Below are 22064 nucleotides of genomic sequence, written 5' to 3' on the forward strand. Positions count from 1 at the left end.
ATTAATTATATGACGGTACAGTAATGCAAATTCGCGTTGTCATTCAGACAACACTATCCAGATTATGAACGATCCCCGTACTTTGCTGGTTAACGCATAAGGGAATTTATACTTAATTGAATACCTATAAGAAACGAAATTGGCAGGCGCATCATAAAATCTGGACTTTTCAAAGACCGTAATGAATCAAAGAATGGCAATTCATGTTAGTTATACTTACAGAAAATGAACGTTGGAAGGATAGAGCAGACAAAAAAATACGGATGGTAGTAATATTTAACACAGTATGTTTTAGATACGTCAGAACGGAAGCCGTCTGAAAATAAACAGCAACATGAGGAACCATGTGTAACGGTATGCAAGCCAAAGATTTAATAGATAAAGACGACGCAGTCTTTAGATTTTTGGTCTCAGCTTAAAACCACTCACATAAAGTAATAGCTAATCTAACTCCTCCTGAGAATATCTCGCTATTGCAGAGACCGTTGACGACAATCTGCACCGAGGGCAATGAGTATCATTGGTATACGGGACAATGTAAGGCCGCTTGCATTTCGCACAAGTTTCGAGTTCCTCTATTTCTTTCATTGACGTGAGGATCTCAATGATTTTATTGACCTCAGGGGCGCAGACGAAATACCCAAGGTTATGCAGCACGCTCATGATTCGGTTGAAGTCAATATTGCGGAAGCTGGATTCCGGATGAATAGGATCAAAACCGAAGTAATTTACCGCGACATCAATAACCGCAGAAAATGCTCTGCGGTTATCCGAACGACGACTCCACCCTCGAATACCTTTTTTAACGTTTTGTTGAGGTTCCGATCTGAAATCAATATTTTCTGCAACATGGCTTCCATAAAGAATTCTTATTGAGTTTTTATTCGCACCAAGTGACATCGTTTTTGTAGCGCTCAACAACATGTTAGCTTTAGTTTGATCGACTTTAGCCATTTTTATTAATCCTTCAAGAGCACTTTATTTGCCAAAGAGTTGAACACATCCTGACGGTGGCATGTAAACATAGTGTCGTAACGCAATAGTTCCATTAAGTCGTCACTAACTTTACCCAAACGAATGTCGGCAGATAATTCGTATGCCCAGGCAAACACCTTAGATTTTAATGTTGCACTATCATCCCCCAACCCCGGTGTAAAGGCAATTATTCGTGGGAATAGAACGACATCGTTAATTGCTTTGAGTGATGACACACCAACATCTTTTATTGCATCTACGGTAGCAGGCTTTAATCCAAAAAATATACTGACAAACTCAGGTGCAAGCATTGACATAAAGAAGATCTGCATAAAATAATCATTTTGTATGTCTACACACTTGGAGCGTAACTGCTGAATTTTGCTCGGATTATAACAATCTTCCTGCCCATTCAACAAAGTAACTTTTTCCCCTGCATTGTAAATGCCGAAGTCAGTATCGTCACTGTCATATTCACGGATAACGTTAGTGTCACCATCAACAACGGCCATAAAAAATTTATCCCACGAGATCTCTTTACCTAAAGAACGTGGAACGAGGAAACTTCCGGGACGTGTTTCAACTTCGAATGCATTATCAGCCATTGCCCCAAACCCGGTTCCAAATAGACGGCGTTGCAGGAGTGGAGACCCTGTTTGATACATAGAAGATCCGTGAATAGGCAATAACATTAGGAATGCACGGTAACTACGAATAATCGAAATCTCGGTACGTAATAGTTTACCGAGTAGGTTACGCGTTATGTTATCTGATTCTGACATGTGCGGATTGTCCTTGCGTCAATACAATTGTACTAATCTTCTACATGAAATTAAAGTTTGGTTTTTGAATGATGAAAAGTAACTTTTGGAATTTTAATACTGCCTATTTGAGTCTTAAAACTAACCATTCATCCATTGGCCTTACTTGTAACACTTTTTGACCAAACTAACCAGAATTTTATCAAAAAACCCTGCGCTTGCTAACGAAATTTTAATCGCTTAAAAAAATAGCAAAGCCCGAATCGTTATCGGCATTAAGCGGCAATAACATTAGCGAAAAAAGCGATTCAGGATGAATATTTTTCCGATTGATTAACATGACTACTACATAGGGTCACTTCTTGCCGAAAAGTGGTCCTATGAAGCCTCGACATAGGGTCACTTCTTTGTGAAAAGTGACCCTATGTAGCCAAGACATAGGGTCACTTTTTTTAAAAGTGGCACTATGCGCAAAAAACATAGGGTCACTTTTGTTTAAAAAGTGGCACTAGATATATGTATAACTTAGTAAGTAAAACAGCACTTTTCAGATCACGGTCTCAAAATACCCATGGCAGAAAAAGTTACTTTTCTGCCGCGCTTAAATGCGCCCATCTCAGCCGTTCCCGTGTTCATCTGGAGCTGCGCACTATCTGTATTCCTCACGCCTCCGAAGCCCCACCTCAAAATTCTCGATAAAAATCACGGAAAAAAGTCCTGTTTGTGAAAAAAAAATAAAAACCACTTCGGTATAGTGATTTCACATCAGGAGGTCACATGTCTAATTCGAAACTAATAAAGTCACTAGAATTATCACGCAGTTTGATGCGTTCACAAATCGAGGTTCTGCGGGAGGCAGCTGAAGACCTTTGCACAAATTACTGGATCGAGTGGAAAGAACGGAATCATCTGGAGATTAATTTACCCCGGCCTAACAATACGCTAAAGCGTGAGTATCTGGGTTCGTATGCGCCGAAAATTGAATTAATCGGTAATGCCAAAAAAGTTACAATCACCTGGCATAAGTTCAGCCCGTTTAAAACCAGGTCTCCCAGTCATATGTCGAAACGGATTTCTGCGATGAAAAGCGGAAAATATTCGAAAAGCTGCTTTGTTAATCATGCCTTCTGGGAATATGAAATGATCGAAAAAACGGAGGGAGTACTAGAACCCTACAGAGAATTACTTGAGTTCTATCATACTGCGTATATCGAACTGGGACGCAAAATCCGTAAATACTCAAAATCAGAGGTGGCACAATGACCGACGTAACAATTAATGAAAGCAAGCAGAAGACACCTGATGTAAATGCCCGCTCCTCTCAGACTCCTGAAGATAGCCGAAGAGCCACGCAAAGTAAAAATGAACATTACGGCATGGCAACAGTAACTATTACTCCAGGCACGCCAGACTTTAACCGATTTCTTACGGCACGGAATCGTTCCGTAATAAGAGGCTTTAATGATGTTAGCATTGCTATTTCATCATTATTCAGGACGGTTAATGCGGTAAAACACCCTGAATTGGTGCAGGCAATTCAGGACTGGTTTAATGAATTGCACGACGAAAACAATTTGATGAAGCAGAATCTGGAGGCCCACATCGCCACTATTAAGGTTGATGAAAGTGATCCATTCTTCTCATCAACTGAGTTTTCTCCGTTCAGATTTGAATCTGTCCAGTTAAACTTCAACAACCAGAACACGATGCGATTTTATAAGCACATCTTTGAAATGAACAACCTTCTGACCCAGATGTATAAATTCAACTCTCTGGGTCAGCTGCCGGTTAGCGATTACAACGTAATGGCGCACAATATTATCCGAAGTCTCAACATGTATATCGAACGGGTCAAAAAAACACTTAACGTGTCGCGCCGTGTAAAAGGTTCTTACAGTCCTGATGAGTTTATCGAAAAGGTAAAACAGTACAAAAGCGTGCAGGCATATATTGCTGCGGAACTATCTGGTAAACGCCAATAAGGATTATTTGATGAATTTCAGGGCGCTATTCCTAAGTATACAAAGAGTTTTAGGCATCTTCTCCAGTAGGGAGAATGATGTGGCTGAGTTAATGATGAAGGATGTTTCGAGTCTTTCACCATTTGCTCAGATTATAGGGGATCAGAAATACACTGTACCGGATCACCCGAATCTTGAAGTCCTGAAATTCATTGAGTACCCAACTCGGCCAGCTGGGATACAAACGTTTAATGAGCAGTCTATTCTTTCTCTTTACAGAGATAAACTGCACTCAATCTCTATGATGCTGGCAATAAGTGATGGAGACATCCGTGAGGATGCCTTTACCTTCACCAATCTGGTTTTAAAACCATTGATTGAATACATCCGTTGGATTCATTTACTTCCTGCTTCAGAAAACCACCACCATAATGGTATTGGCGGATTGTTGTCACATAGCCTGGAAGTTGCAATGATTTCTTTAAAAAATGCCAATCATTCTGAATTGCGCCCAATTGGGTATCAGGATGAAGAAGTCATTCGCCGAAAAGTATATCTCTATGCCGCTTTTATCTGTGGCCTTGTGCATGATGCCGGAAAGGTATATGACCTCGATATAGTAAGTCTGAATCTGAATGAAACTTTAACATGGGCGCCAAGCTCGCAAAGCCTGCTTGACTGGGCACGTGAAAACAATGTTGTCGAATATGAAATACATTGGCGAAAACGCATTCATAACCAACATAATATATGGTCAAGCGTTTTCCTTGAGAGAATATTAGATCCGGTCTGTATGTCATTCCTCGACCGTGTCAAAAAGGAGCGCGTCTATGCAAAAATGGTTACGGCACTGAATGTCTATAACGATGGCAATGACTTTCTGTCCAAATGTGTAAGAACCTCAGATTATTATTCAACGGGAACTGACCTTAATGTATTGAGGGACCCGATAATGGGTCTGCGGTCGAATGATGCTGCGGCAAGAGCAATAGGTACCATTAAGCATAACTTCACCAGTATTAATATTAATAACTATAAATCCAAACCCATGCACATCATTATTGTAAACGGTGAAGTTTACCTCAATGAAAACGCCTTCCTCGACTTTGTACTTAGTGATTTTGCGGCCCACAAGTTCAACTTCCCACAGGGGGATGCAGGTAAAACTGTACTAGTAGAGTCGCTGGTTCAACGGGGTTATGTTGAGCCTTACGATGATGAGCGTGTGGTTCATTATTTTATTCCCGGGACATACTCGGAAAATGAAATAGCCAGCATCTTCCGAAACGGTATCGGTAAGCTGGAATTTTATAATCTCCTGAAACTTCGCTGGATCGGGTTAATTTTTGACTCATATAAAATCCCGGATTCTGTTCCGGGCCTCTTCAGCGTTAATGCAAATAAAGATTTCATCTATATTGATGAACAGAAAACTGTAACAGAATACAGAAGGCCGGTCCCGGGTCGTGAGTCTGTTACCAGAGTAACGGACACCGTAAGCGACGCCATTGAAGATACTCCACAATACGGACTCAAACTCGTGAACGGCCCTGATGCCGACAGTGTCAACGGTAAAAGCAGTGAAAATACTGAAGCCATCACAGAAAGTGTGGAGGCGGCTGGCACGGATAAAGCAACCGATATTATTGATCCGCAGGTTACTACGCCAACAGATACAGCCGGAACAGGCGGCTTGGATGAAAAGGAACGGGTAGAGGAACATGAAGAGCAGAGTCAGATGCGTCTGGTCGAGCAGCTGCATGAAATGCTTCTGAGCGCCCCACTGCCCCACAACGCAGTCATTAATATTGATTCCGTACCTTACCTTAATCTCGATGCTGCTATTGCGTTAATCCCTGGTATTGATGAGGCGGCATTTTGTGATGGGCCCTTTTTCCAGCTGACGTACCGTGATGGATCACTGGATGGTATGTGGATAGTCCGTGACGTAAACAATCTACGCCTGATACAACTGGGGGATAACTGTGCTGGTATTCAGGTGAGCACCTCGGAACCCCGAACCACTTCTACGCTGAAGTCGCTTTTTGATACGTCAATGTACCAGCCGTTGGATATCCCTGAAAGTCCATCATTAAACGAAGCGGTTTCGCCCCCACAAACACCGCTTGATCTCCCTCCGGCGCGACTGAATACCCCCCAGGCTGTAGAGGCCAATTCGGTAGCTGAACAGATTAACGCCCACTCCGAACCGGAGACCGTCACTGCTTCTGAGTATGAGCAATATGGCCACCTGCTGGAAGAAACCCTAGATAGCGATAGTGAGGCATATTCTGACTTTATAGTCGCCGACAACTCTGTGGTTGAACCCCCCCAGCCTGAGGCGAAAAATAGCGATGTCGCCGAATTCCATGATGAAACAGACCAGGTCGTTGCGCCCGGTAAATTGAATGATCCTGAGGATACCAGAGAGCCACCAGCTCCCAATACAACCGGGAAAGAAGTAATTTTAACAAGTCCTGTGTCATCACAGGACCCTATAAAATCGGAACCCGCCGGGGAGAAAGCGAACCATCTATCTCCGGCCCTGGCTCGTCTGTTTGCGGTAAACACTCAAGCAGAGAAGAAGCATGAAAATCCGCCGGTCACGACTCCAGTGAAAGAAGCCTTTAATCGATCCAACTCTGCCACAGTTCAGGCTCCTATTGCCGTTGACCAACCTGGTGCAGAAGAAAAGGAGACACTGGAAGATTTTACCCTGCTAAGTGGCGGTGAAGTTACAGAACTTGAATACGTCGAAATTGCCACAATGCTTCACCACATTCTGACTAAGTTATCTGGGTCGTTTAAAAGAAAGCGGAAAAACCGATTCATGGTTTTGACCCAGAACACCTTTTTTCTGACCCAGTCATGTGTTGAAAAATACGGGACGCAGTTAAATGCGCCTGAGCTTTTTAACCAGCTTCCTCAATACCAGGTCACCTCCGGCGCCATAGTCAATACAAAATGTTTCGCATTCAACATGCCAACTCTGGTAGCCGCATCCGACCGGGCAAAGGTCGATATTGAGTTAATCATTAACACACTTAAAGATGTAGGGAATCTATAATGGCAAAATCAAAAAGGACCAACCTGCACGCCCAGGAAAACTTTTACAGGCCGATATTGGAGTACAGAAGTGCCTCAGTACTTTTAATTTGCGCCATAATAATGCTGTTTATGGGGTTTCGATCAGATGGGTTGAATATTGCCCCCATCATTTTGTATACCGCTGCCTTCATGCTTTTGGTTTGTTTGTACCGCTGTAAAACGGCATACCCTTATTTGATGGCGCACTGGCGCGTGTTTCAGCGCCAGATTATGTTTATTAGCCTTAAATCGCTCAGGTCGATCAACAAAAGTAACTTTTTCTCTAACGAGCGAAAGTACCGCCAGCTGGTACAAGAGTATAAAAAATCCAACCGTCAGGTACCGGACAGAAAAACCTACTTCTGTAACGGCTTTGAATGGGGTCCCGAGCATGCAGATCGCGCGTATCAAATTGCCAATCTCTCAAGCGATAAAAGAGAGATAGCCCTGCCATTTGCCCTAAACCCCATAGCGCGGCATTTTGAGGCGATGGCCAGATCCATGGGTGGCAGTAACGCCATTTTTGCTGTTGATAAACGGGCGCCAATTTTTGTTACCGAAGATAACTGGTTCGGCCATACCCTCATTACCGGAAACGTCGGTACCGGTAAAACAGTCCTTCAGCGGTTATTGAGCATCAGTATGCTGCATTTAGGCCACGTCATTGTGGTTATTGATCCAAAGAACGACGCAGATTGGCGGCAGTCACTTATGGATGAAGCGGCGGAACTTGGGTTGCCATTTTATAAGTTTCACCCTGCCCAGCCTTCTTCTTCAGTGTGTATTGATGTCTGCAACGCTTATACCAATGTTTCGGACCTCACCTCACGCCTTCTTAGTCTGGTTTCGGTTCCCGGGGAAGTTAACCCATTCGTACAATATGCCGAGGCTCTCGTTTCAACTGTGATCACCGGTCTGTCTTACACGGATAAAAAACCGTCGATATATCTCATTCATAAAAACATGAAAAGCCACATGGCAATCCTGAACCTCACCGTAAAAGTTCTGGAATGCTGTTATGCACGGCACTACGGGCCCGATGTATGGATGGAAAAGGTGAAATATTCTTCGAATGATACTCTACAAGTCCGCTTTAAGCGCCTTGTTGAATGGTTTTCTGCCCACTTCTTGAATTATGAAGGTGCCGAGCCCATTGATTGGATTGATACCGTCGGCCGGTTAGTAGATTATTCTTTGTCTGATCCTGAGCACATGTCAAAAATGACAGCGGGTATTATGCCGCTGTTCAGTCGTCTGACCGAACAACCACTGAATGAATTGCTTTCGCCGTCACCTAATTCACTCACTTCGCGTGAAATAGTCACTTCAGATGGAATATTCAGTACCGGAGGTGTTCTCTATATCTCGCTCGATGGTCTTTCCAACCCGGAATCCGCCCGGGCTATTTCGCAGTTGATAATGTCAGACCTGACGTCCTGCGCGGGTAGTCGCTATAACTCTGATGATGGTGATATGTCCTCACATTCAAGGATCAGTATTTTCGTCGACGAAGCACACTCCGCAATCAACAATTCAATGATAAACTTACTCGCTCAGGGTCGTGCCGCACAAATTGCATTGTTTATTTGCACGCAAACCATTTCCGATTTTATTGCAGCAGCAAACGTTGAGACTGCAAATCGTATTACGGGTCTGTGTAACAATTACATTAGCCTGCGGGTAAACGACACCCCAACGCAAACGCTGGTTGTAGAAAACTTTGGTAAAAGTCCAATTAGTACAAATATGGTCACGTATACGACAGGATCAGAAACCACTTTGCCGCATAATAACTTCTCTGGTTCGATATCAGAAAGAAAGCAAACAACGCTGGAAGAAAGTATTCCGAAAGAGCTTTTAGGCCAGGTTCCAAAATTTCATATTGTGGCCAGACTTCAGGATGGTCGTAAAGTCGTCGGGCAGATCCCGATTGCCGTAAGTGAAAACTCGATGAGACCCAATACAACATTATTGGAGATGTTCCTGAAACCAGCCGGAAAAGTAACTTTGCGTCAGAATGTGGGTTTAGACTATTTAAATAAACATCTAAGGAAATTGCATTGATGGACGAGCAAATTACTCTGACACAAAATCAAATTTTCAGTTCATCTCTGAAAGTCAGTAAAAGCCGTTCGCTTGTTAAACGGCGTATGCAGTCATTAGGCCTGAAGTTTGCCGATTCGCAGGATGTTCGTGACCGTCTGGCAGGGATTGAAAAAGGTGCTTTGAAATCTGTGGGGCAATTTTGCCATGACAACGATGCTGAGTCTTTATCAGCGCTGGCTATTATCCTTTCCGAGCTTTTTCTGCTCCAAGGGGAACTGTCCACCAGCAATGAATACGGTGACCATGAAACAAGTTACTGGTCCGTAGCTCAGGGACCTTGTGATGAATGGGTTCAGTCTCTTCTTACGAGCGAAGACGGACAGCGAAAATTTATTGGTTTTCGCATTACATTCGACAATTCTGAAGAGCGCCGCCGCCTTGTTGATAAAAATTCAAAAATGCTGGGGAGTTATTTACTTCCCTATTTTGTCAATTTTACGAGTGCTGCATCGGCGTTTATTACGCTGCCTGACAGCGTCACGTTTAAACAAGTACAACGCAATAAGCCACTCATTCACCCTGAAACCACATTAAGTCACATTCTTACCATAGAAGACTCGGCGTTTCTCTCTCGTATCAAATTTAAACTAATCTCGGCGATTGACCGCCTGCCCGACCCGACCGGGCTGTATGCCAATATGTTCAACCACATTATGGACCGGGCACTATTAACACACCTCGACCGGGAGCAAATTGATAGCCCTTGTGTGTGCAAAAAGGTCATCTCAACCTACGCAGACACCATGCTAACGCTCCCGGTATTTAATACAGGGATCACCGGGAGATACCGACACTGGACGCCCTGGGGGATTAATTTTGTTGAGTTTAGCCGTCAGGCTGCAAAGGAAAAAGCCTGTGTCTATGTTCCTGAACCCGGTCAAATTCATTGGAAAAGTCCGGAGCATAAGGAACTGGCTGAGTTCAGCCTGATCAACCACATAATCCCGCAGCAATACCACTGGTTGCTGGGTGTGCCAACAATCTGGCGAAGCCACTACCGTGACCATGGCGACCGATTAGACTTATTCAGGGAGTGGAGGGACGCAAATGGCTGCGGATAATTCTGCACGGGCAGTATTCATCAGAGGACTGCTTTTTTTAGGGATGATGCTTTATCTTATTTATAGTCTGGGCTTCCAGAATACTGACGATCTAAAGCAACAAATCACTCAGGAGGTGAACGCCAGTCGTAGCCTCATTTCTAATGACCGGTGGTTGTCGGTTATTGCAAATAGTGAAGCTACTTTGTCGACTCTGATTAATGACTATAAGCTGATCGAATATCTGAATACGATACTGATCCCGGAAACGACGAAACCTGCGCGTGGGCTGAATTACGTTGCAGAGAAGATGTCATCGGTAAACTACACTGTGGCAAAGAATCTCCCCTTGCTCATTTATCAGTCCATTTTCCGCTGGAATCTGATACTCGGCTGGCTGATTGTGTTTTCACCTTACTTAATTGCTATGCTCGCTGACGGCATGTATCAATGGAAATTAAAACGTTACGTTTTCGGTAATGTAACCGTTCAGTTTTACAGGATCTGGTTCAGAGCCTTCTGGATAATTGGTGCATTAACCTTTGTTTACCTCTCAATGCCTAATATGTCTCTTTTTAACAATATCGCTCAACTGTTCCCCCCTGTCGCATTGCTGATATTGGGAATTGCACTCAACCGCTTGTGGTCTAACTTTCAAAAACTTATGTAATAAGGTGGTCAGATGTTTAACCGTAAAAATAAGAAGTCACCTGCCAATATCAAAGAATCGCTTGATGAGAACGCTGACCGTTTTTATAAGATGTTCCGAATCCATACCACCTCAAAAGTGGTTATTTCCCTTCTGGCATTAGCAGCAGCAGGGGTTTCGGCCTTTAATATTTACGATAAGTATCAGGAATCAGAAGGACGAATGGATCATATTGCCGTCGTGCGCATATCGGGAGAAATGGGCACCGGGTCAGAGGCCGGTGACGGTTCTGTGATAGCCGCAGCACTGGCAAAAGCGTACAACAACCCGCATGCCAAAGCTGTCATTATCGAGGCGGAGTCAGGTGGTGGCGGACCTTCAGACGCGATTATTATTTATCGCCAGATTAATGCACTTCGAAGCCACCAGCAGAAGATTGAACGTATTTCACATGCGGAATCCGCAAGCAAGACCCGTAATACGGGTGATACCAGTGCTTCACGCTCGCAGGACGATATCAATGCCGAACAATCGAAACGCAATACCCTGGAGGTCCTCTCCGCCGGGAGTGGCCGTTTCATTGCCGATATGGAAACCAGCTATAAGCCTATTATCGTTAGCGTCAAAGGCATTTGTGCTTCAGCGTGCTACTACGCCGTGTCCCCTGCTGACGCCATTTATGCAGATAGCAGCGCTCTGACCGGCTCGATCGGCATACGAATGGATCACTGGAACCTGTCCCGCGTCATGGATACGGTCGGTGTTAAAAATGAGCCGCTCACAGCAGGGGAATTTAAAGCTGCACTCGACCCTTATCATCCGCTTTCCGAGGCCACCCGGGATTTTATGCAGAAGCAAATCCTGGATTCCATGCATGAAAAATTTATTTCGGACGTTGAGCAAGGCCGGGGTAACAAACTAATTAGCCGCCCGGAGGCAAATGCTGTCGCTCTGTATTCCGGCCGGGTATGGACAACGCAGCAAGCAATCCAGTACGGTCTCATCGACGGTGACCTGACACCAGTCGAGGTCCGTTCGCGTCTGTCTCAAATGTATTCGACCACTACATTCAAAACGTACAACGAGCCGCAACGATCGCTTCGCTCCGCGCTCGGTATGTTAATGAGCCTGTCAACCAACATCGAAACGCTGGCGGGCACAACCTCCCGGTTACTTGATTCTGTTCAGGCCACCAGCTATCCGACGGTGAAATAAGATGGACGTGATCCTGATGGCGTGGCGGGTGATAGCAATAAGTATTATTGCCCTGGTACTCATTGTGCTTTATTGCTTGATGGGATTCGTATCGTCAGCCATTGCTGAACGCAGGACGGCCAAGCAAATTGAAGCGTACCTTCCTGATGATGCAGAAGGCCTTCTGAGCGATTTAACTCTGCCGGTTAGTGCCACTGGCACCACGCAGATTGATCACGTCCTTATCGCCTCTCATGGGCTCTACGTCATCGAGCAGAAGAACTATGCTGGAAAGCTCTATGGGAAGCTGGATGAAAGCCACTGGCGAAAATGGAAATCGTCAGGGACACTAAAGTTACAAAACCCGTTCAGGCAAAACTACGGTCACATCAAGGCCATTCAGTCTACATTACGCGCCAGCGAACTGGAGTGTATCAATGTTGTCATCATTAACGGGCCCTGCAAGTTTGAAGGTGAGAAGCCAGACTGGCTTTGCATGGGTATGGGTGATTTTGTTCGGAAAGTCACTGAGCGGCGCCAGTTAACTGTATTCAAGCCTGAGGCAGTAAGTTATATCCGTGGGGAGCTGAAGTTAAAGAGAAAGCCTCCTGGCCTTTATACTGATCTGGACCATATCCACAACGTTACCACCAGATACAAAACAACTATGCGATTGGAGCAGCGTATTACCTATAACCTTTTGCGCTTTCTTCGGAATCTACCGGGTAAAATATTCGGTTCGACAAAGTAAAAAAAAGCCCTGCTAATTTATGCGGGGCTTTTTTATGGATTCAACACCGGAATATTTTGCCATGCTTCCTGCATAATTTGCATGACCTCCCCAATGGGTAGCGACGGCCATAAGACTGTGTCAGTCATGATTACGCCAACCGGCTCACATTCAATGGGAACCAGAATTAAAATCACACGAGTCCCTTTAACCTGATACGCAAGATTAACTACCGCCTGTCTGTAGGTTGCCAGAACACCAGAACCGTACTCCGCTGGTTTGCTGGCCCAGTTCCGTACCAGAGCATAAGCCTGCGGCATATAACGATTATCCAGAACGCCCTGTGGCCGACGAAAAGGCACAATATCATCGGAGCGGTAGATAGTAGTGGTGGTTACGTTGGCCGTTGTCATTATTAAACTCCTCCCGTCCAACCCTATTAAATCTGAATGAATAGGGTTCAACTAACAGTTCCTAGTCGTGAAAACTGGCTAGTGTAGCTAGAATTTTTGTTCCATTTGTTGAGCTTCAAAATCTCTCGTTGCCTTCAATAATGAAGCGCCACTGTAGTACTCCGGTTCAGTAATATCATCCTCTTTATTCAACCATTGCGAGGCTGATTCATTGCCTGTCTTAACTGTACTCACATCGCTGCCTTGGTATTTGGGCAACATTACGGCATCCACTTCTTGATAAACGCCATTGCGTTTCACCAGGATTTTAACCGCTTTCGCTTTGCTGCGTTTTTCGCGCACTTTATTAACCAGATACAGCACGACAATCCAGCCTACCAGTACGTAAAGAAAAGTATTCATAATGCCCTCCTTTGTATGTGTCCATTATACCAGGTTCCGTCCCAGCCCAAATAGGTTCGGTGCATGAAAAATAGACTTTCCCGCTTGAATCTGCAAATCACCTCCGGCGTGCCTTTGCTGCCCCGAGAGATATTTTCTTTCCGGATGCGTCTGACAGATTCAGAAAAGGTACTTTTCTGCACGACGGATTTAATTTAGATTCTCTGACTTCACGCCCCACCAGCCAGAGCCCACGGCCGCAACCTTTACGAAAAAAACCGTCAAAATTACCAATGTCGATAGCTCCCCACCAGCGGACGCCTGCGAACAGCATCAATCACCACCACCCCCACATCCGCCACCAGCGTCACCACCACCCCCACATCCACCATCACCGCCTGAGGTATCGGGGGTAAAGAAGGAACCATTTCCGTCGGCAATCCCCCCTCTCTTACTATCCTGCGTATACCGACGCCCTTCGGTCTGGGAATGGCAAAGTGCCTTTTTATTACGGGCTCTCAAAAATAGACAGCAGAAAAGACATACAACCACATAGAGGGTTAAAACAATATGGAGAATCATAAGCACCAGTGAAATCCTGTGAGTCATCGTTAATTGTCTGAGTATTTATATCAAAGTCCCTCGCGCTTAATTTTTGCTAGCACGTCCCTTTTCTCTCGATCGCGAATTAAGATGGCTCAGTTCAGTTACAGACGACACACCGCAGGCATCCGCCAGGCATATCTACACGCAGGTCGGGAGGTCACGACGATTTCTTTCCGGATGCAAGATACCTTTTCAGTTCCCCGGCGCCATCTCGGCACCGGGCGAAACCATCTGCATGCGGGTCAGACTTATACCACCAGCTGTGGGCCCCGGGCAGACCCAGACTCCCTTCCCCGTTTGCCAGCACTGACAGCTGAGTCCATAAAAAGAAACCCGGAGTTACCGGGTTCTTGTGCTGATCAGCTGGCCTTCAGTCCGTGGCTTTGCAGGTGGCTATTGAGCGCATCATAGGCATCGGGTTCATAATTCCAGTTACGCCAGATCAGCTGGCGATCGTGGTCGCGATGATTACGGATGGCAATCTGGAAATGGCCTGCTGGCTGGAGGTTTTCGATAAAGACGTTCTGGTAACCGGCGGCAACGGCGCGGGCTTGAGCCAGTGATAACGGTGATTCGTTGCTGAAAAATCCGCTCATGGGCATTTCCTTCATAATGGCCAGGCCTGAGCCTGGCACTGGGTGTCAGGCCACAAGGCGTTTCGCGAGTTTAACGAAGTGATCTTGGTTGTTGTAGAGCGGCATCTGATAGGCCCGGTCTGAAATAAACATCCGGATCTGGTCAAATGTCATGCCGCAGTTAAAGCCGGTTTCGCTGACATTAGCCCGGGGAAAATCGGCGCAAAATTCGTTTAACACCTTCTCATGGACAATGCCGATATTAAGGAGTCCGGCAGGTCCGTTATCACGGAAAGACACCACCCGGAATGCACCGTACCAGCCCGACTGGCAGAAGAAGGTAAACGCCTGGTTCGCAAGTCCGTTAAACAGCTCGTAACGCAGGCTGGCACTTAGCGATTGACTGTCCAAGCAGTACACACGGTTGATGAAGACGCCTGGGTCGATATTTGCAGGGGTCTGCCCGTAAGCAATACACGGCATAGGCATTTCCGCAGTGTCTTTGTTATCACCAATTACTTTATATTGGGTGGCGATGATATCCGCCAGCATTGATCCACCAAGTGTGTTAATTGCTGCGATGTCGTTAATCTGAATATTAAGATTTTTCATATTTCACCTCGTCGTTTTTTATTATTATTCCACAACCGGTTTCGTGGCTAATAACCTGAAGTGAAATATTTAATAAATAATTCAGTACGACAGACACAAGCCGGTTGACCGTTCAAAAATGTCCTGTAAATGAATACCACAGACATCCAGATTAAAGCGGACAAGCTCTGCTTCATTATTTGAAGTAGAAAATAAATAAAAATCAAATCCACCTGTATTATCATCTTTGAAAATTCTGAAGGAATTATTATCAACAGCGTCGGCCAGTTCAACGTGAACGCCATAGCGCACTTCACCGTCGTCAAACTGTGCAATTCGGCGCACAGATTTAAGACGGACAAATTTCGCCAGCTCCAGTTCGGGCGCCTGGGAAAACGTCAGTGCCTCGAAGATGAGATCAGCCGTTTCATGTTGCTTCCTGCGGTCGAACTCAAACAAACCGCCACCGTTGTTGCGATAGACCGGCTGAAGCGCATTGACCAGGTTGAACGACTGCCGGTTCCTGTCATATCTGTACATTTAAAGGTACTCCAGACCTGCCAGCATCCACCAGCAGGACATAATGTGATTAGTGCCAGTCGGCGATCAGTTCTTCGCACTGCAAAAAGGATAAGCACTGCTGTGCCAACACGGGCAGTACGGCAATGTTGGGTAGGCGGTTGTAACACCAGGCGTTAAACAGCATCTGCCACGGACCGGCGTAGTAACCGGCCATTTTCTTTTTTTGCTTCGGAGTACGGCACGCTGAAATAGCCTGCTGATAGAGACTTTCATTTTCGGCACCTGAGCGTTGTTGCAGTGCCTTGTAAATAAAGGAATAGAGAGCGTCGGAACAATTAGATGCGTAAGCCAGACTGGTTTTCATAATACCTCCTGTTTTTTGGTATTATATAAAATTCGACCTGCTAGCTAATAACCTACACTGAATATATTTTTAAATTCCCATAAATATTAAATATGGACGAATGTGGATTTAAGCGTTGTAAATTATTAAAACCATATCTTATTCTACCATTATGTATTCCCTACAATACGCTTGCTAATTCGTAATTTTGCAGTTATTTGAATATCACCATCCTAAAAGCTGGTAGCCACCTATTTTCCCTCGGATGTAAGTTCACAATAACTCTGTTTATTGCCTGTTCAGTGGCGGTTAAGATTTATAAATGGGTGTGCCATTCGTCAAATCGGTATCCATGGGGTTTGCAGGTACTTATTAAAACGGATCATTCACCTTTTACGTTTACTGCAAACGAGCGTAAGAATTCAGTTGCAGCTCTGCGTCCGCCTGCTGTTGCAGCACGTCCATCACCCGGCTGAGCATGGTCAGCGCCTGGGAGGGGGAGCCGCCAAAAGTCACTTTAATTTCGTTGGTGGTGTGGTGCTGCTCCAGATCGAGAATATTCACTTCCACGTCTTCGCCCTTCTCATCCTTCGCCGTACACTGAATGCTGACCCGGGTCACAGGGTCCTTAACTGTCTGCAATGGTGCCTTCGTGCTGACGTTGATCGCGATATTCTTCATTACCCTGTTTCTCCTTGACCTGTGGTGGTAACCGACCCTACCGGGTGGAGGGTCGGTCAGAAAATCATGCCTGGCCCTGTTGCTGCTTTTCGGCATGCTTACGCAGGTACTGCGTGAGATTGCCGTGGGCTTCACAGATGGCATTCATCTCATCATTGGTCAGCACTAAGGTGTACGTATCGTCGCTGAGGTTCTTAGCGGCACGTTGTTCTGCTTCTTCCGCAATACGCGAAAAAAGCGGGATTGCCGTGTCCGCAATCGTCGTCACGGTCTTTTTGTTGAGTACGCTGGAGACCGATACAGTTTTAGGCTCTGGCGTTTTGATCGGATCTTTCGCCTTCGGCTCCGGGGTGTTTTCCGGAGTTGGCTCCGGGTTGGTCCCAACATTCCCGTCCACCAGCTGCGGCGGGGTGGTCTCATCCGTAGTACCTTCGACGGATGTTTGTTCCGTCACGGTGGTTTCAGGGGTGTTTGCGTTCGTTTCCTGCACGACCGGCGCTTTCGGCTGCATGGCTGCATCAATGTTGCCAGCTTTGACGAATTTAAGGGTTTTGGCCGTAGCCTTGCCATAGACGTCGATGGCTTTGGTGATATTATTCACGGCCTTATCGCCGCTGTAGAGATATTCATCCAGCGCGACATACATGCTCACTTCCCCTGTCACCAGCATAACCTGGAGGGCTTCAGGCAGGTCCAGGACGCGAACCATCTGACGCAGGTGCTGTTCTGTTTTACCGCGACGCTTGGCCAGTTCTGCGAACGTTTTAGGTTCTTCAGCATCTTCGACCATCCGTTTGATGGAGAGCGCCTCAGCCACGACAGACAGAGCCAGATTAGAGTTACCGTCCAGCGTAAACTGTTCGGCACTGGCGCGGCTACCGCGAAACTCCTCGCAGCGAATTAACGAAATCAGTTCACGCCCTTCCTCTGCCAGCTCGATGTTTGCCATAGCGGCGGCGCGGATACGACATGCCCCCTGACGCAGAACAGGACGACCATTCAGAACCTGCACGACGATAGCTGGTACGCTTAAAGGCTCAGACTTATAGGACTCTTTAAGACTGTTCAGGTGGGCTACCACGTGGGGTAAGGAGTAGTAGCTTTCTCCCATGCCAGCGGTACGGGTGTTAAAACCTTCTTCCTCTTCGACCACTGCCGGGTTGATGACCAGACCATTGCTTTTGCGTGCGCCGTTACCGGAACGCTCCAGGTAAGTGCGCAGGCTGATATCGTTGTTAGCGGTTTTTACATCATTTTCGATAGTGGACATTGTGGCCTTCCTTTTAAATTTTCGTTTAGGGTGGTTGTTCGCTACAACACAACAATACCAGGTTCGATTCATTTCCTAATAACCTGAGGCGAAAAAAAAAGTAACTTTTTTTCCCGTGGTAATAGTACGTGATCCGTCCGTTTTAATTTTTCGCTAAGGAGGCCAAATTTAACTTTAGTGTGAAATCGGGTACCAAAAAGCCGGAATTTATCGAAAAAGTTACTTTTCCGTCTGCAAGAACCCACAATAATGCAGAACCGTCAGCATGAAAGGTGTTACATGCGCTGAAGGGAAGATGAGTAAGAGGGGAACTGCGGCGTCACAAGGCATCTAAAGTTACTTTTCCAAAATATGGAATGGCAATCTATCTATCGCTATAAAAGAATAACCGGGATCACTGTCGAACATCTCAACGCGGGGCAGGTAGAATGAGGGAATTAAAATCGGGCCAGGCTAAATCTGCCCGGCCATCGGGAAAGGATACGGCGGCATGGGTCTTACACGAGATAATGCGAATGTATGGTCTTTTCCGGTTGCGACTGTTGGGTTTCTTTCTCACCTGTGGCTAACCGTCGGTATTCGGCGTCACAAAACATCCGTAAGTTGGTAAAGACTTTCTCCATAAACTCAGCGTGAGCAAACGACTCACCCGGGGATTGTGTACGTTCTTTCATACATTCCTTTTTAATCATGTCGACACCTTCGGCACAGGTTGCAGCGGGTACGTCAGCGGGTCACCGGCTGGCGCTGATAATTCGTGAATCCGGAATAGTATTCTACCCTGTTCGCATGCCACATCTGGTCGATAAGCGGGGAATTTCAATCCTATATTGAACCCAGCGACCACCGCAGGGAGAAGGGGCACATTCTCCCCCGCTCTTCTTCCGTCTGCGGGAGGTCACACTCGGCGCGGTGTCCCCGGGCAGAATCATGCTGTGACGGCTGGCGTCCATATCAAGATGTCAGCTCCTGGATTAAACCGCCTCCATCTTCTGTAAATGCAGGGGCTAATGACTGTGTGCAACTGAATTTACCGCAGCATCCGTCCTGTATAAAAAATCCTCAAAACGTTGTTTTCTATTGTATTGACAATAGAAGTTCAGAAGATCATAGTAATCCCATGGCGCGGCATCCGCACCAACGCCCCGGCGTTTCCGGGCATAAGGTAAGCATCATGACCCACGATATCGACACCCTCATTCGTCTGTCCCAGCATAAGTCCCACATCGTCGCTGTACGCCGCCTGCAACTGGCCTTTGAGCTAGAGCTGCGCGACGCAAAAATCAACTCACGTGACGTCGCTGATGCGCTGGCTACCTTGAATGCGGCTATCAGTCTGGAAGAAGAGCTGAACGGCTCTGCGTATGACGATCTGCATTTTGACCTGACCGATGGCGCGAAAGTCGACGCAGCCGAACTGGCAGCGTACCGGGCACAGAAACCGGTGGCTTCCTGCATCGTGGCCGATGGCAGCATTGTGCCAGACGGTTTCGGTGATTACTGCGAGCCGCTGGCAGATGGGGCGCATGACTTGTTTGTCCGTCCGGTCTCGGCATAAGGAGCGATCCATGAGCAAAGAGACTCTGTCACTGGCAACCCGTTACGCAGGCAACTCCTCTGTGATTTCGGAAATGCAGACAGCGCTGGACGTAATGCCGCTGGTGACGGAAGCCGTTCAGAGCGTGTGCGAACGGGTTGAATGTGAGCCCACTGAATTTCTGGACGCGATGGCGCTTGTAAAACGTTTCCTGCTGGCAAAACAAGATGAACTCCGTGCGGAAAGCGTTTCAATCCGCAAGCAGCTGGGTGAGATGGGGGAATAATGATGATTAAGGCTACTATCAGCAACGATGCGCTTCGCACCCGTATTCAGGCGCTGCGTAAAACCAGTGCAAACACCCTTGTCAGCACGACGAAATTCGACGCTGATGCGCTGGAGGAGCTCCTGCGCCTGCGTACCGCAGTGAAGCTGAGACGAGTACGCGTGGTCCAGAGTGGCACCTGCGACTGCGAGGAGCCCTGTGAATGCATGCCCGGGCTGTATGTAACCGTCGACTCCGGCGTGGGTCACGGCCAGGCGGTCTGGACTTACCGGGACGACGGAAAATCCGGTCTGGCGTACTGGTGCGAATTTATGGGACTCGCTCCATTCTGGGCCGAAGACCAGATGAATGCCGCCGAACTGCTTCGCGAGAAGCTGGCCTGGCTGGGTGAACATGTCGAGGTGGTCCCGTGGTAATGAAGCTGTATTGCCCCGAGTGCCTGGCGTACCTTGAAGGGGGGGATGGAACGCTACAGGACTGTCACTGCGGCTGGAAACAGCCGGTCAGCTCTTCCACTGAAGAGGGCGATGATCATGACGCTGACTAACGCCCAAATTTATACTCTGCGTCGGCTGAATACCGGAACCCGCTACCTGATGCAGGGCAACGGAAAGAAAGGGATGGAGCAGCGTCCAGATTGCCTCAGTACGCTGGGATATTTTCCGGTTAATGCCCCCAGTCTGCCGCCCCTCTTCCGGCTGGGCCTGATTGAGTTCACTCTGAAAAGTGGGTTAGAACAGAGCTGTTTCTATCGCGTACGGCTGACCGGGCGTGGGCAGGAGTTAGCCACAACGGCGGTGATCTCGGTGGGCTGACTCAGCCCGCTGCTGCACTGCGCATTACAACTTTAACAGTCTGATTTAAAAAATAAATACAGCTATCAGGTGGAAAAAGCACCCGTTGTTTTGTATTGACAAAACAACTCTGATTCTGTATATTTAATCACACAGCGGCACTCTGGCCGCACGCCCCGGCGTTTCCGGGCATACAGGATAACCCCATGAAACCGATGCTTAAATCCGCTTTCTTCTCAGCTGTTAAATCACTCCTCACCAACGGCTTCAGACCAACCTTCTACACCGTTAACTGTGGCCGAATCGGCATTATCGCCTTTACCGATAAAAACGGTTCTAAGCAGGTTGAACAGGTCTATTCCTGTACCTCGCTTGCCGTGAAGACCATTGCTCCCCGTTTCGAAAAGTGGTTTGCTGCTGCCGTGGCGGAATTTCATGCGGCCGCAGCTGAGACTCTGGAGTCGGGCCAGCGGGTCCTGGACAAGGGTACTGTTCGTACCGTGACGGGATTTCGAAGTGCATTCATCCGCAGCGCTAACGGCACACCCCGTGCCCAGGCACGGACTGGCGTAGTCATGCTTGATCATCGGCACGAAGTTATGGCCGGTGATCTTGTTCGAATGGCTGACAATCCATCAGACACCGTCGTCCATAATACAGACCAACAGCCTGACCAGACAATTCATTCTAACGTGCAGAACGTTTCCGTAAACCTCGCCACAGGACTGGCCCCTGACCCGACGGTTTCAACAGCGACATGACACGGCTGCACTCTCCCCCTGGGAGCCGCACTACGCGGCTCTGTTTGACCGAGAACACTATGACCGATAACAATGAAAAGCACGTTAACGCGATCCATATGAAGGGCAACGATAACGCGAAAAAAGATGAGGCCGACAAAGCAACGGCACTGGTCCAGATGCGTATGACCCCGGAGAAAAAATCACGCTATGTCCGTGAGGCGAAGCGTAATGGCCTGACTATCTCGGCATGGATTCAGCGTCATATGGATCAGGTATGTGATGAGTCAGACGTAAACTATCTAAAGAAAAAGGCTGGCGAGCAATAGGCGACAGTCCACCAGCAGCAGCGAAAAGTTACTTTCCCGGTTGCCTGAAAAGGACCGCATACTGCAAACACAAGGTGTGAACATCACACCCCCGCCCCGGCGGCTCCGGGCAAAGGAGTATCCAATGAAACTTTCCCGCCAGACCACGAACGACACTGCTGTTATCGAAGGTACCCGCAGCCACTTCTGGGGTCGCTCGCTCTACTTCATCATTGAGAATGCGCCCAGGGCACACCTCGTCGCTATTGATGAATTGCTGGATGCAGCGGGTTGGGAAAGCGATCACTGTCCAAACTACGAAGATGACGATGCGTTTGGGCATGCCGGTTACAGCTGCGGGTACATGATTGAGATCGATGACGTGGCACGCTTCAGGGCTGACTATAAGCGCCTCAAAAAGCAGATTGCCGCCCATATCGCCGCCCAGCGTAAAGCCGCAGCCAAACAGACGGCATGAATTTTAATGCAAGCGTTGAGCCTGCATCTAAAAGGA

The 22064-nt window shown here is 47.1% G+C and carries 28 protein-coding genes; 16 read left to right on the forward strand and 12 right to left on the reverse strand.

From position 1 onward, the window contains the following. Positions 1 to 441: 441 nt before the first annotated feature. Together SK35_RS25320 and SK35_RS25325 are read right to left on the reverse strand one after the other, a co-directional pair. Positions 442 to 954 (reverse strand): hypothetical protein, encoded by a 513-nt coding sequence (locus SK35_RS25320; RefSeq protein WP_015063000.1) that lies wholly within the window; start codon positions 952 to 954, stop codon positions 442 to 444. Positions 955 to 959: 5 nt separating this feature from the next. Next, positions 960 to 1757: a hypothetical protein gene (locus tag SK35_RS25325; RefSeq protein ID WP_015063001.1), complete on the reverse strand. Its 798-nt coding sequence runs from the start codon at positions 1755 to 1757 to the stop codon at positions 960 to 962. Between the two features lie 756 nt (positions 1758 to 2513). On the opposite strand from SK35_RS25325, the gene mobI reads away from it, so the two are divergent. From mobI to SK35_RS25365, 8 genes are read left to right on the forward strand one after another with little or no spacing between them, the layout of a single operon-like run. After that, entirely contained in the window at positions 2514 to 2999 is a 486-nt protein-coding gene (gene mobI, locus SK35_RS25330; protein WP_015063002.1) for a conjugative transfer protein MobI(A/C), read from the forward strand. Continuing rightward, positions 2996 to 3718: a hypothetical protein gene (locus SK35_RS25335; RefSeq protein WP_015063003.1), complete on the forward strand. Its 723-nt coding sequence runs from the start codon at positions 2996 to 2998 to the stop codon at positions 3716 to 3718. The genes mobI and SK35_RS25335 overlap by 4 nt, the downstream gene beginning before the upstream one ends. 10 nt (positions 3719 to 3728) lie before the next feature. Next, a complete protein-coding gene (gene mobH / locus SK35_RS25340) occupies positions 3729 to 6764 on the forward strand; it encodes a MobH family relaxase (protein ID WP_015063004.1) in 3036 nt (1011 codons plus the stop codon). Next, on the forward strand, positions 6764 to 8848 hold the full coding sequence (gene traD / locus SK35_RS25345; protein ID WP_015063005.1) for a conjugative transfer system coupling protein TraD: 2085 nt from the start codon (positions 6764 to 6766) through the stop codon (positions 8846 to 8848). The genes mobH and traD overlap by 1 nt, the downstream gene beginning before the upstream one ends. Continuing rightward, positions 8848 to 9951, forward strand: coding sequence for a hypothetical protein (locus tag SK35_RS25350; RefSeq protein ID WP_015063006.1), 1104 nt, complete (start codon positions 8848 to 8850; stop codon positions 9949 to 9951). Before traD ends, SK35_RS25350 begins: the two co-directional genes overlap by 1 nt. Beyond that, on the forward strand, positions 9938 to 10600 hold the full coding sequence (locus tag SK35_RS25355; protein WP_015063007.1) for a DUF4400 domain-containing protein: 663 nt from the start codon (positions 9938 to 9940) through the stop codon (positions 10598 to 10600). Before SK35_RS25350 ends, SK35_RS25355 begins: the two co-directional genes overlap by 14 nt. A gap of 12 nt (positions 10601 to 10612) precedes the next feature. Further along, positions 10613 to 11794, forward strand: a complete 1182-nt coding sequence (locus SK35_RS25360) for a S49 family peptidase (protein ID WP_032610470.1) — start codon at positions 10613 to 10615, stop codon at positions 11792 to 11794. 1 nt (position 11795) lies between these two features. Further along, a complete protein-coding gene (locus SK35_RS25365) occupies positions 11796 to 12524 on the forward strand; it encodes a nuclease-related domain-containing protein (protein ID WP_015063009.1) in 729 nt (242 codons plus the stop codon). A gap of 32 nt (positions 12525 to 12556) precedes the next feature. Here the strand turns inward: SK35_RS25365 and SK35_RS25370 are convergent, their stop codons facing one another. The 10 genes from SK35_RS25370 to SK35_RS25415 form a co-directional block, all read right to left on the reverse strand. Further along, positions 12557 to 12916: a hypothetical protein gene (locus SK35_RS25370; protein ID WP_015063010.1), complete on the reverse strand. Its 360-nt coding sequence runs from the start codon at positions 12914 to 12916 to the stop codon at positions 12557 to 12559. Between the two features lie 87 nt (positions 12917 to 13003). Then, positions 13004 to 13318, reverse strand: coding sequence for a hypothetical protein (locus tag SK35_RS25375; protein WP_015063011.1), 315 nt, complete (start codon positions 13316 to 13318; stop codon positions 13004 to 13006). A gap of 266 nt (positions 13319 to 13584) precedes the next feature. Beyond that, positions 13585 to 13725, reverse strand: coding sequence for a hypothetical protein (locus SK35_RS25380; protein WP_154591402.1), 141 nt, complete (start codon positions 13723 to 13725; stop codon positions 13585 to 13587). Positions 13726 to 14262: 537 nt separating this feature from the next. Continuing rightward, a complete protein-coding gene (locus SK35_RS25385; protein WP_032610472.1) occupies positions 14263 to 14499 on the reverse strand; it encodes a DUF905 family protein in 237 nt (78 codons plus the stop codon). A gap of 45 nt (positions 14500 to 14544) precedes the next feature. Next, complete coding sequence (locus SK35_RS25390; RefSeq protein ID WP_032610473.1) at positions 14545 to 15090, reverse strand: hypothetical protein; 546 nt, start codon at positions 15088 to 15090, stop codon at positions 14545 to 14547. A gap of 81 nt (positions 15091 to 15171) precedes the next feature. Then, entirely contained in the window at positions 15172 to 15609 is a 438-nt protein-coding gene (locus SK35_RS25395; protein ID WP_015063013.1) for a hypothetical protein, read from the reverse strand. A gap of 49 nt (positions 15610 to 15658) precedes the next feature. After that, positions 15659 to 15955, reverse strand: coding sequence for a hypothetical protein (locus SK35_RS25400; protein ID WP_032610474.1), 297 nt, complete (start codon positions 15953 to 15955; stop codon positions 15659 to 15661). A 378-nt stretch (positions 15956 to 16333) separates the two neighbouring features. Beyond that, entirely contained in the window at positions 16334 to 16615 is a 282-nt protein-coding gene (locus tag SK35_RS25405; protein WP_032610475.1) for a hypothetical protein, read from the reverse strand. Positions 16616 to 16679: 64 nt separating this feature from the next. Continuing rightward, entirely contained in the window at positions 16680 to 17885 is a 1206-nt protein-coding gene (locus SK35_RS25410; RefSeq protein WP_032610476.1) for a DNA-binding protein, read from the reverse strand. Between the two features lie 497 nt (positions 17886 to 18382). Beyond that, positions 18383 to 18559 carry a hypothetical protein gene (locus SK35_RS25415; protein ID WP_155034045.1) on the reverse strand — a complete coding sequence of 59 codons (177 nt, stop codon included), beginning with the start codon at positions 18557 to 18559 and terminating at the stop codon, positions 18383 to 18385. Between the two features lie 500 nt (positions 18560 to 19059). Between SK35_RS25415 and SK35_RS25420 the strand changes: the two genes are divergently transcribed. The 8 genes from SK35_RS25420 to SK35_RS25455 all read left to right on the forward strand — a co-directional run bounded on the left by SK35_RS25420 (position 19060) and on the right by SK35_RS25455 (position 22028). Next, complete coding sequence (locus SK35_RS25420) at positions 19060 to 19443, forward strand: hypothetical protein (RefSeq protein WP_050596975.1); 384 nt, start codon at positions 19060 to 19062, stop codon at positions 19441 to 19443. 10 nt (positions 19444 to 19453) lie between these two features. Next, the gene (locus SK35_RS25425) at positions 19454 to 19708 is read left to right on the forward strand and encodes a hypothetical protein (RefSeq protein ID WP_032610479.1); all 255 of its coding nucleotides are present in this window, start codon (positions 19454 to 19456) and stop codon (positions 19706 to 19708) included. Next, a complete protein-coding gene (locus SK35_RS25430) occupies positions 19708 to 20124 on the forward strand; it encodes a hypothetical protein (RefSeq protein ID WP_032610480.1) in 417 nt (138 codons plus the stop codon). Before SK35_RS25425 ends, SK35_RS25430 begins: the two co-directional genes overlap by 1 nt. Beyond that, positions 20118 to 20255, forward strand: a complete 138-nt coding sequence (locus tag SK35_RS25435) for a hypothetical protein (protein ID WP_163181309.1) — start codon at positions 20118 to 20120, stop codon at positions 20253 to 20255. The genes SK35_RS25430 and SK35_RS25435 overlap by 7 nt, the downstream gene beginning before the upstream one ends. After that, positions 20242 to 20523: a hypothetical protein gene (locus SK35_RS25440; RefSeq protein WP_032610524.1), complete on the forward strand. Its 282-nt coding sequence runs from the start codon at positions 20242 to 20244 to the stop codon at positions 20521 to 20523. Before SK35_RS25435 ends, SK35_RS25440 begins: the two co-directional genes overlap by 14 nt. 185 nt (positions 20524 to 20708) lie before the next feature. Beyond that, positions 20709 to 21263 carry a hypothetical protein gene (locus SK35_RS25445; protein WP_015063016.1) on the forward strand — a complete coding sequence of 185 codons (555 nt, stop codon included), beginning with the start codon at positions 20709 to 20711 and terminating at the stop codon, positions 21261 to 21263. A gap of 59 nt (positions 21264 to 21322) precedes the next feature. After that, positions 21323 to 21571 carry a hypothetical protein gene (locus tag SK35_RS25450; RefSeq protein WP_050596976.1) on the forward strand — a complete coding sequence of 83 codons (249 nt, stop codon included), beginning with the start codon at positions 21323 to 21325 and terminating at the stop codon, positions 21569 to 21571. 124 nt (positions 21572 to 21695) lie between these two features. Further along, positions 21696 to 22028 carry a DUF5417 domain-containing protein gene (locus SK35_RS25455; RefSeq protein WP_032610481.1) on the forward strand — a complete coding sequence of 111 codons (333 nt, stop codon included), beginning with the start codon at positions 21696 to 21698 and terminating at the stop codon, positions 22026 to 22028. The last annotated feature ends 36 nt before the right edge of the window (positions 22029 to 22064 follow it).

Origin of the sequence: Citrobacter sp. MGH105 (genome assembly GCF_001037485.2) — a bacterium.
Lineage (GTDB): Bacteria > Pseudomonadota > Gammaproteobacteria > Enterobacterales > Enterobacteriaceae > Citrobacter > Citrobacter portucalensis.

Excerpts from the sequence above, each read along its gene's own strand:
- SK35_RS25320 (WP_015063000.1), bottom strand. The coding sequence starts at position 954 with ATGGCTAAAGTCGATCAAACTAAAGCTAACATGTTGTTGAGCGCTACA.
- SK35_RS25325 (WP_015063001.1), bottom strand. The coding sequence starts at position 1,757 with ATGTCAGAATCAGATAACATAACGCGTAACCTACTCGGTAAACTATTA.
- mobI (WP_015063002.1), top strand. The coding sequence starts at position 2,514 with ATGTCTAATTCGAAACTAATAAAGTCACTAGAATTATCACGCAGTTTG.
- SK35_RS25335 (WP_015063003.1), top strand. The coding sequence starts at position 2,996 with ATGACCGACGTAACAATTAATGAAAGCAAGCAGAAGACACCTGATGTA.
- mobH (WP_015063004.1), top strand. The coding sequence starts at position 3,729 with ATGAATTTCAGGGCGCTATTCCTAAGTATACAAAGAGTTTTAGGCATC.
- traD (WP_015063005.1), top strand. The coding sequence starts at position 6,764 with ATGGCAAAATCAAAAAGGACCAACCTGCACGCCCAGGAAAACTTTTAC.
- SK35_RS25350 (WP_015063006.1), top strand. The coding sequence starts at position 8,848 with ATGGACGAGCAAATTACTCTGACACAAAATCAAATTTTCAGTTCATCT.
- SK35_RS25355 (WP_015063007.1), top strand. The coding sequence starts at position 9,938 with ATGGCTGCGGATAATTCTGCACGGGCAGTATTCATCAGAGGACTGCTT.
- SK35_RS25360 (WP_032610470.1), top strand. The coding sequence starts at position 10,613 with ATGTTTAACCGTAAAAATAAGAAGTCACCTGCCAATATCAAAGAATCG.
- SK35_RS25365 (WP_015063009.1), top strand. The coding sequence starts at position 11,796 with ATGGACGTGATCCTGATGGCGTGGCGGGTGATAGCAATAAGTATTATT.
- SK35_RS25370 (WP_015063010.1), bottom strand. The coding sequence starts at position 12,916 with ATGACAACGGCCAACGTAACCACCACTACTATCTACCGCTCCGATGAT.
- SK35_RS25375 (WP_015063011.1), bottom strand. The coding sequence starts at position 13,318 with ATGAATACTTTTCTTTACGTACTGGTAGGCTGGATTGTCGTGCTGTAT.
- SK35_RS25380 (WP_154591402.1), bottom strand. The coding sequence starts at position 13,725 with ATGGTTCCTTCTTTACCCCCGATACCTCAGGCGGTGATGGTGGATGTG.
- SK35_RS25385 (WP_032610472.1), bottom strand. The coding sequence starts at position 14,499 with ATGAGCGGATTTTTCAGCAACGAATCACCGTTATCACTGGCTCAAGCC.
- SK35_RS25390 (WP_032610473.1), bottom strand. The coding sequence starts at position 15,090 with ATGAAAAATCTTAATATTCAGATTAACGACATCGCAGCAATTAACACA.
- SK35_RS25395 (WP_015063013.1), bottom strand. The coding sequence starts at position 15,609 with ATGTACAGATATGACAGGAACCGGCAGTCGTTCAACCTGGTCAATGCG.
- SK35_RS25400 (WP_032610474.1), bottom strand. The coding sequence starts at position 15,955 with ATGAAAACCAGTCTGGCTTACGCATCTAATTGTTCCGACGCTCTCTAT.
- SK35_RS25405 (WP_032610475.1), bottom strand. The coding sequence starts at position 16,615 with ATGAAGAATATCGCGATCAACGTCAGCACGAAGGCACCATTGCAGACA.
- SK35_RS25410 (WP_032610476.1), bottom strand. The coding sequence starts at position 17,885 with ATGTCCACTATCGAAAATGATGTAAAAACCGCTAACAACGATATCAGC.
- SK35_RS25415 (WP_155034045.1), bottom strand. The coding sequence starts at position 18,559 with ATGAAAGAACGTACACAATCCCCGGGTGAGTCGTTTGCTCACGCTGAG.
- SK35_RS25420 (WP_050596975.1), top strand. The coding sequence starts at position 19,060 with ATGACCCACGATATCGACACCCTCATTCGTCTGTCCCAGCATAAGTCC.
- SK35_RS25425 (WP_032610479.1), top strand. The coding sequence starts at position 19,454 with ATGAGCAAAGAGACTCTGTCACTGGCAACCCGTTACGCAGGCAACTCC.
- SK35_RS25430 (WP_032610480.1), top strand. The coding sequence starts at position 19,708 with ATGATGATTAAGGCTACTATCAGCAACGATGCGCTTCGCACCCGTATT.
- SK35_RS25440 (WP_032610524.1), top strand. The coding sequence starts at position 20,242 with ATGACGCTGACTAACGCCCAAATTTATACTCTGCGTCGGCTGAATACC.
- SK35_RS25445 (WP_015063016.1), top strand. The coding sequence starts at position 20,709 with ATGAAACCGATGCTTAAATCCGCTTTCTTCTCAGCTGTTAAATCACTC.
- SK35_RS25450 (WP_050596976.1), top strand. The coding sequence starts at position 21,323 with ATGACCGATAACAATGAAAAGCACGTTAACGCGATCCATATGAAGGGC.
- SK35_RS25455 (WP_032610481.1), top strand. The coding sequence starts at position 21,696 with ATGAAACTTTCCCGCCAGACCACGAACGACACTGCTGTTATCGAAGGT.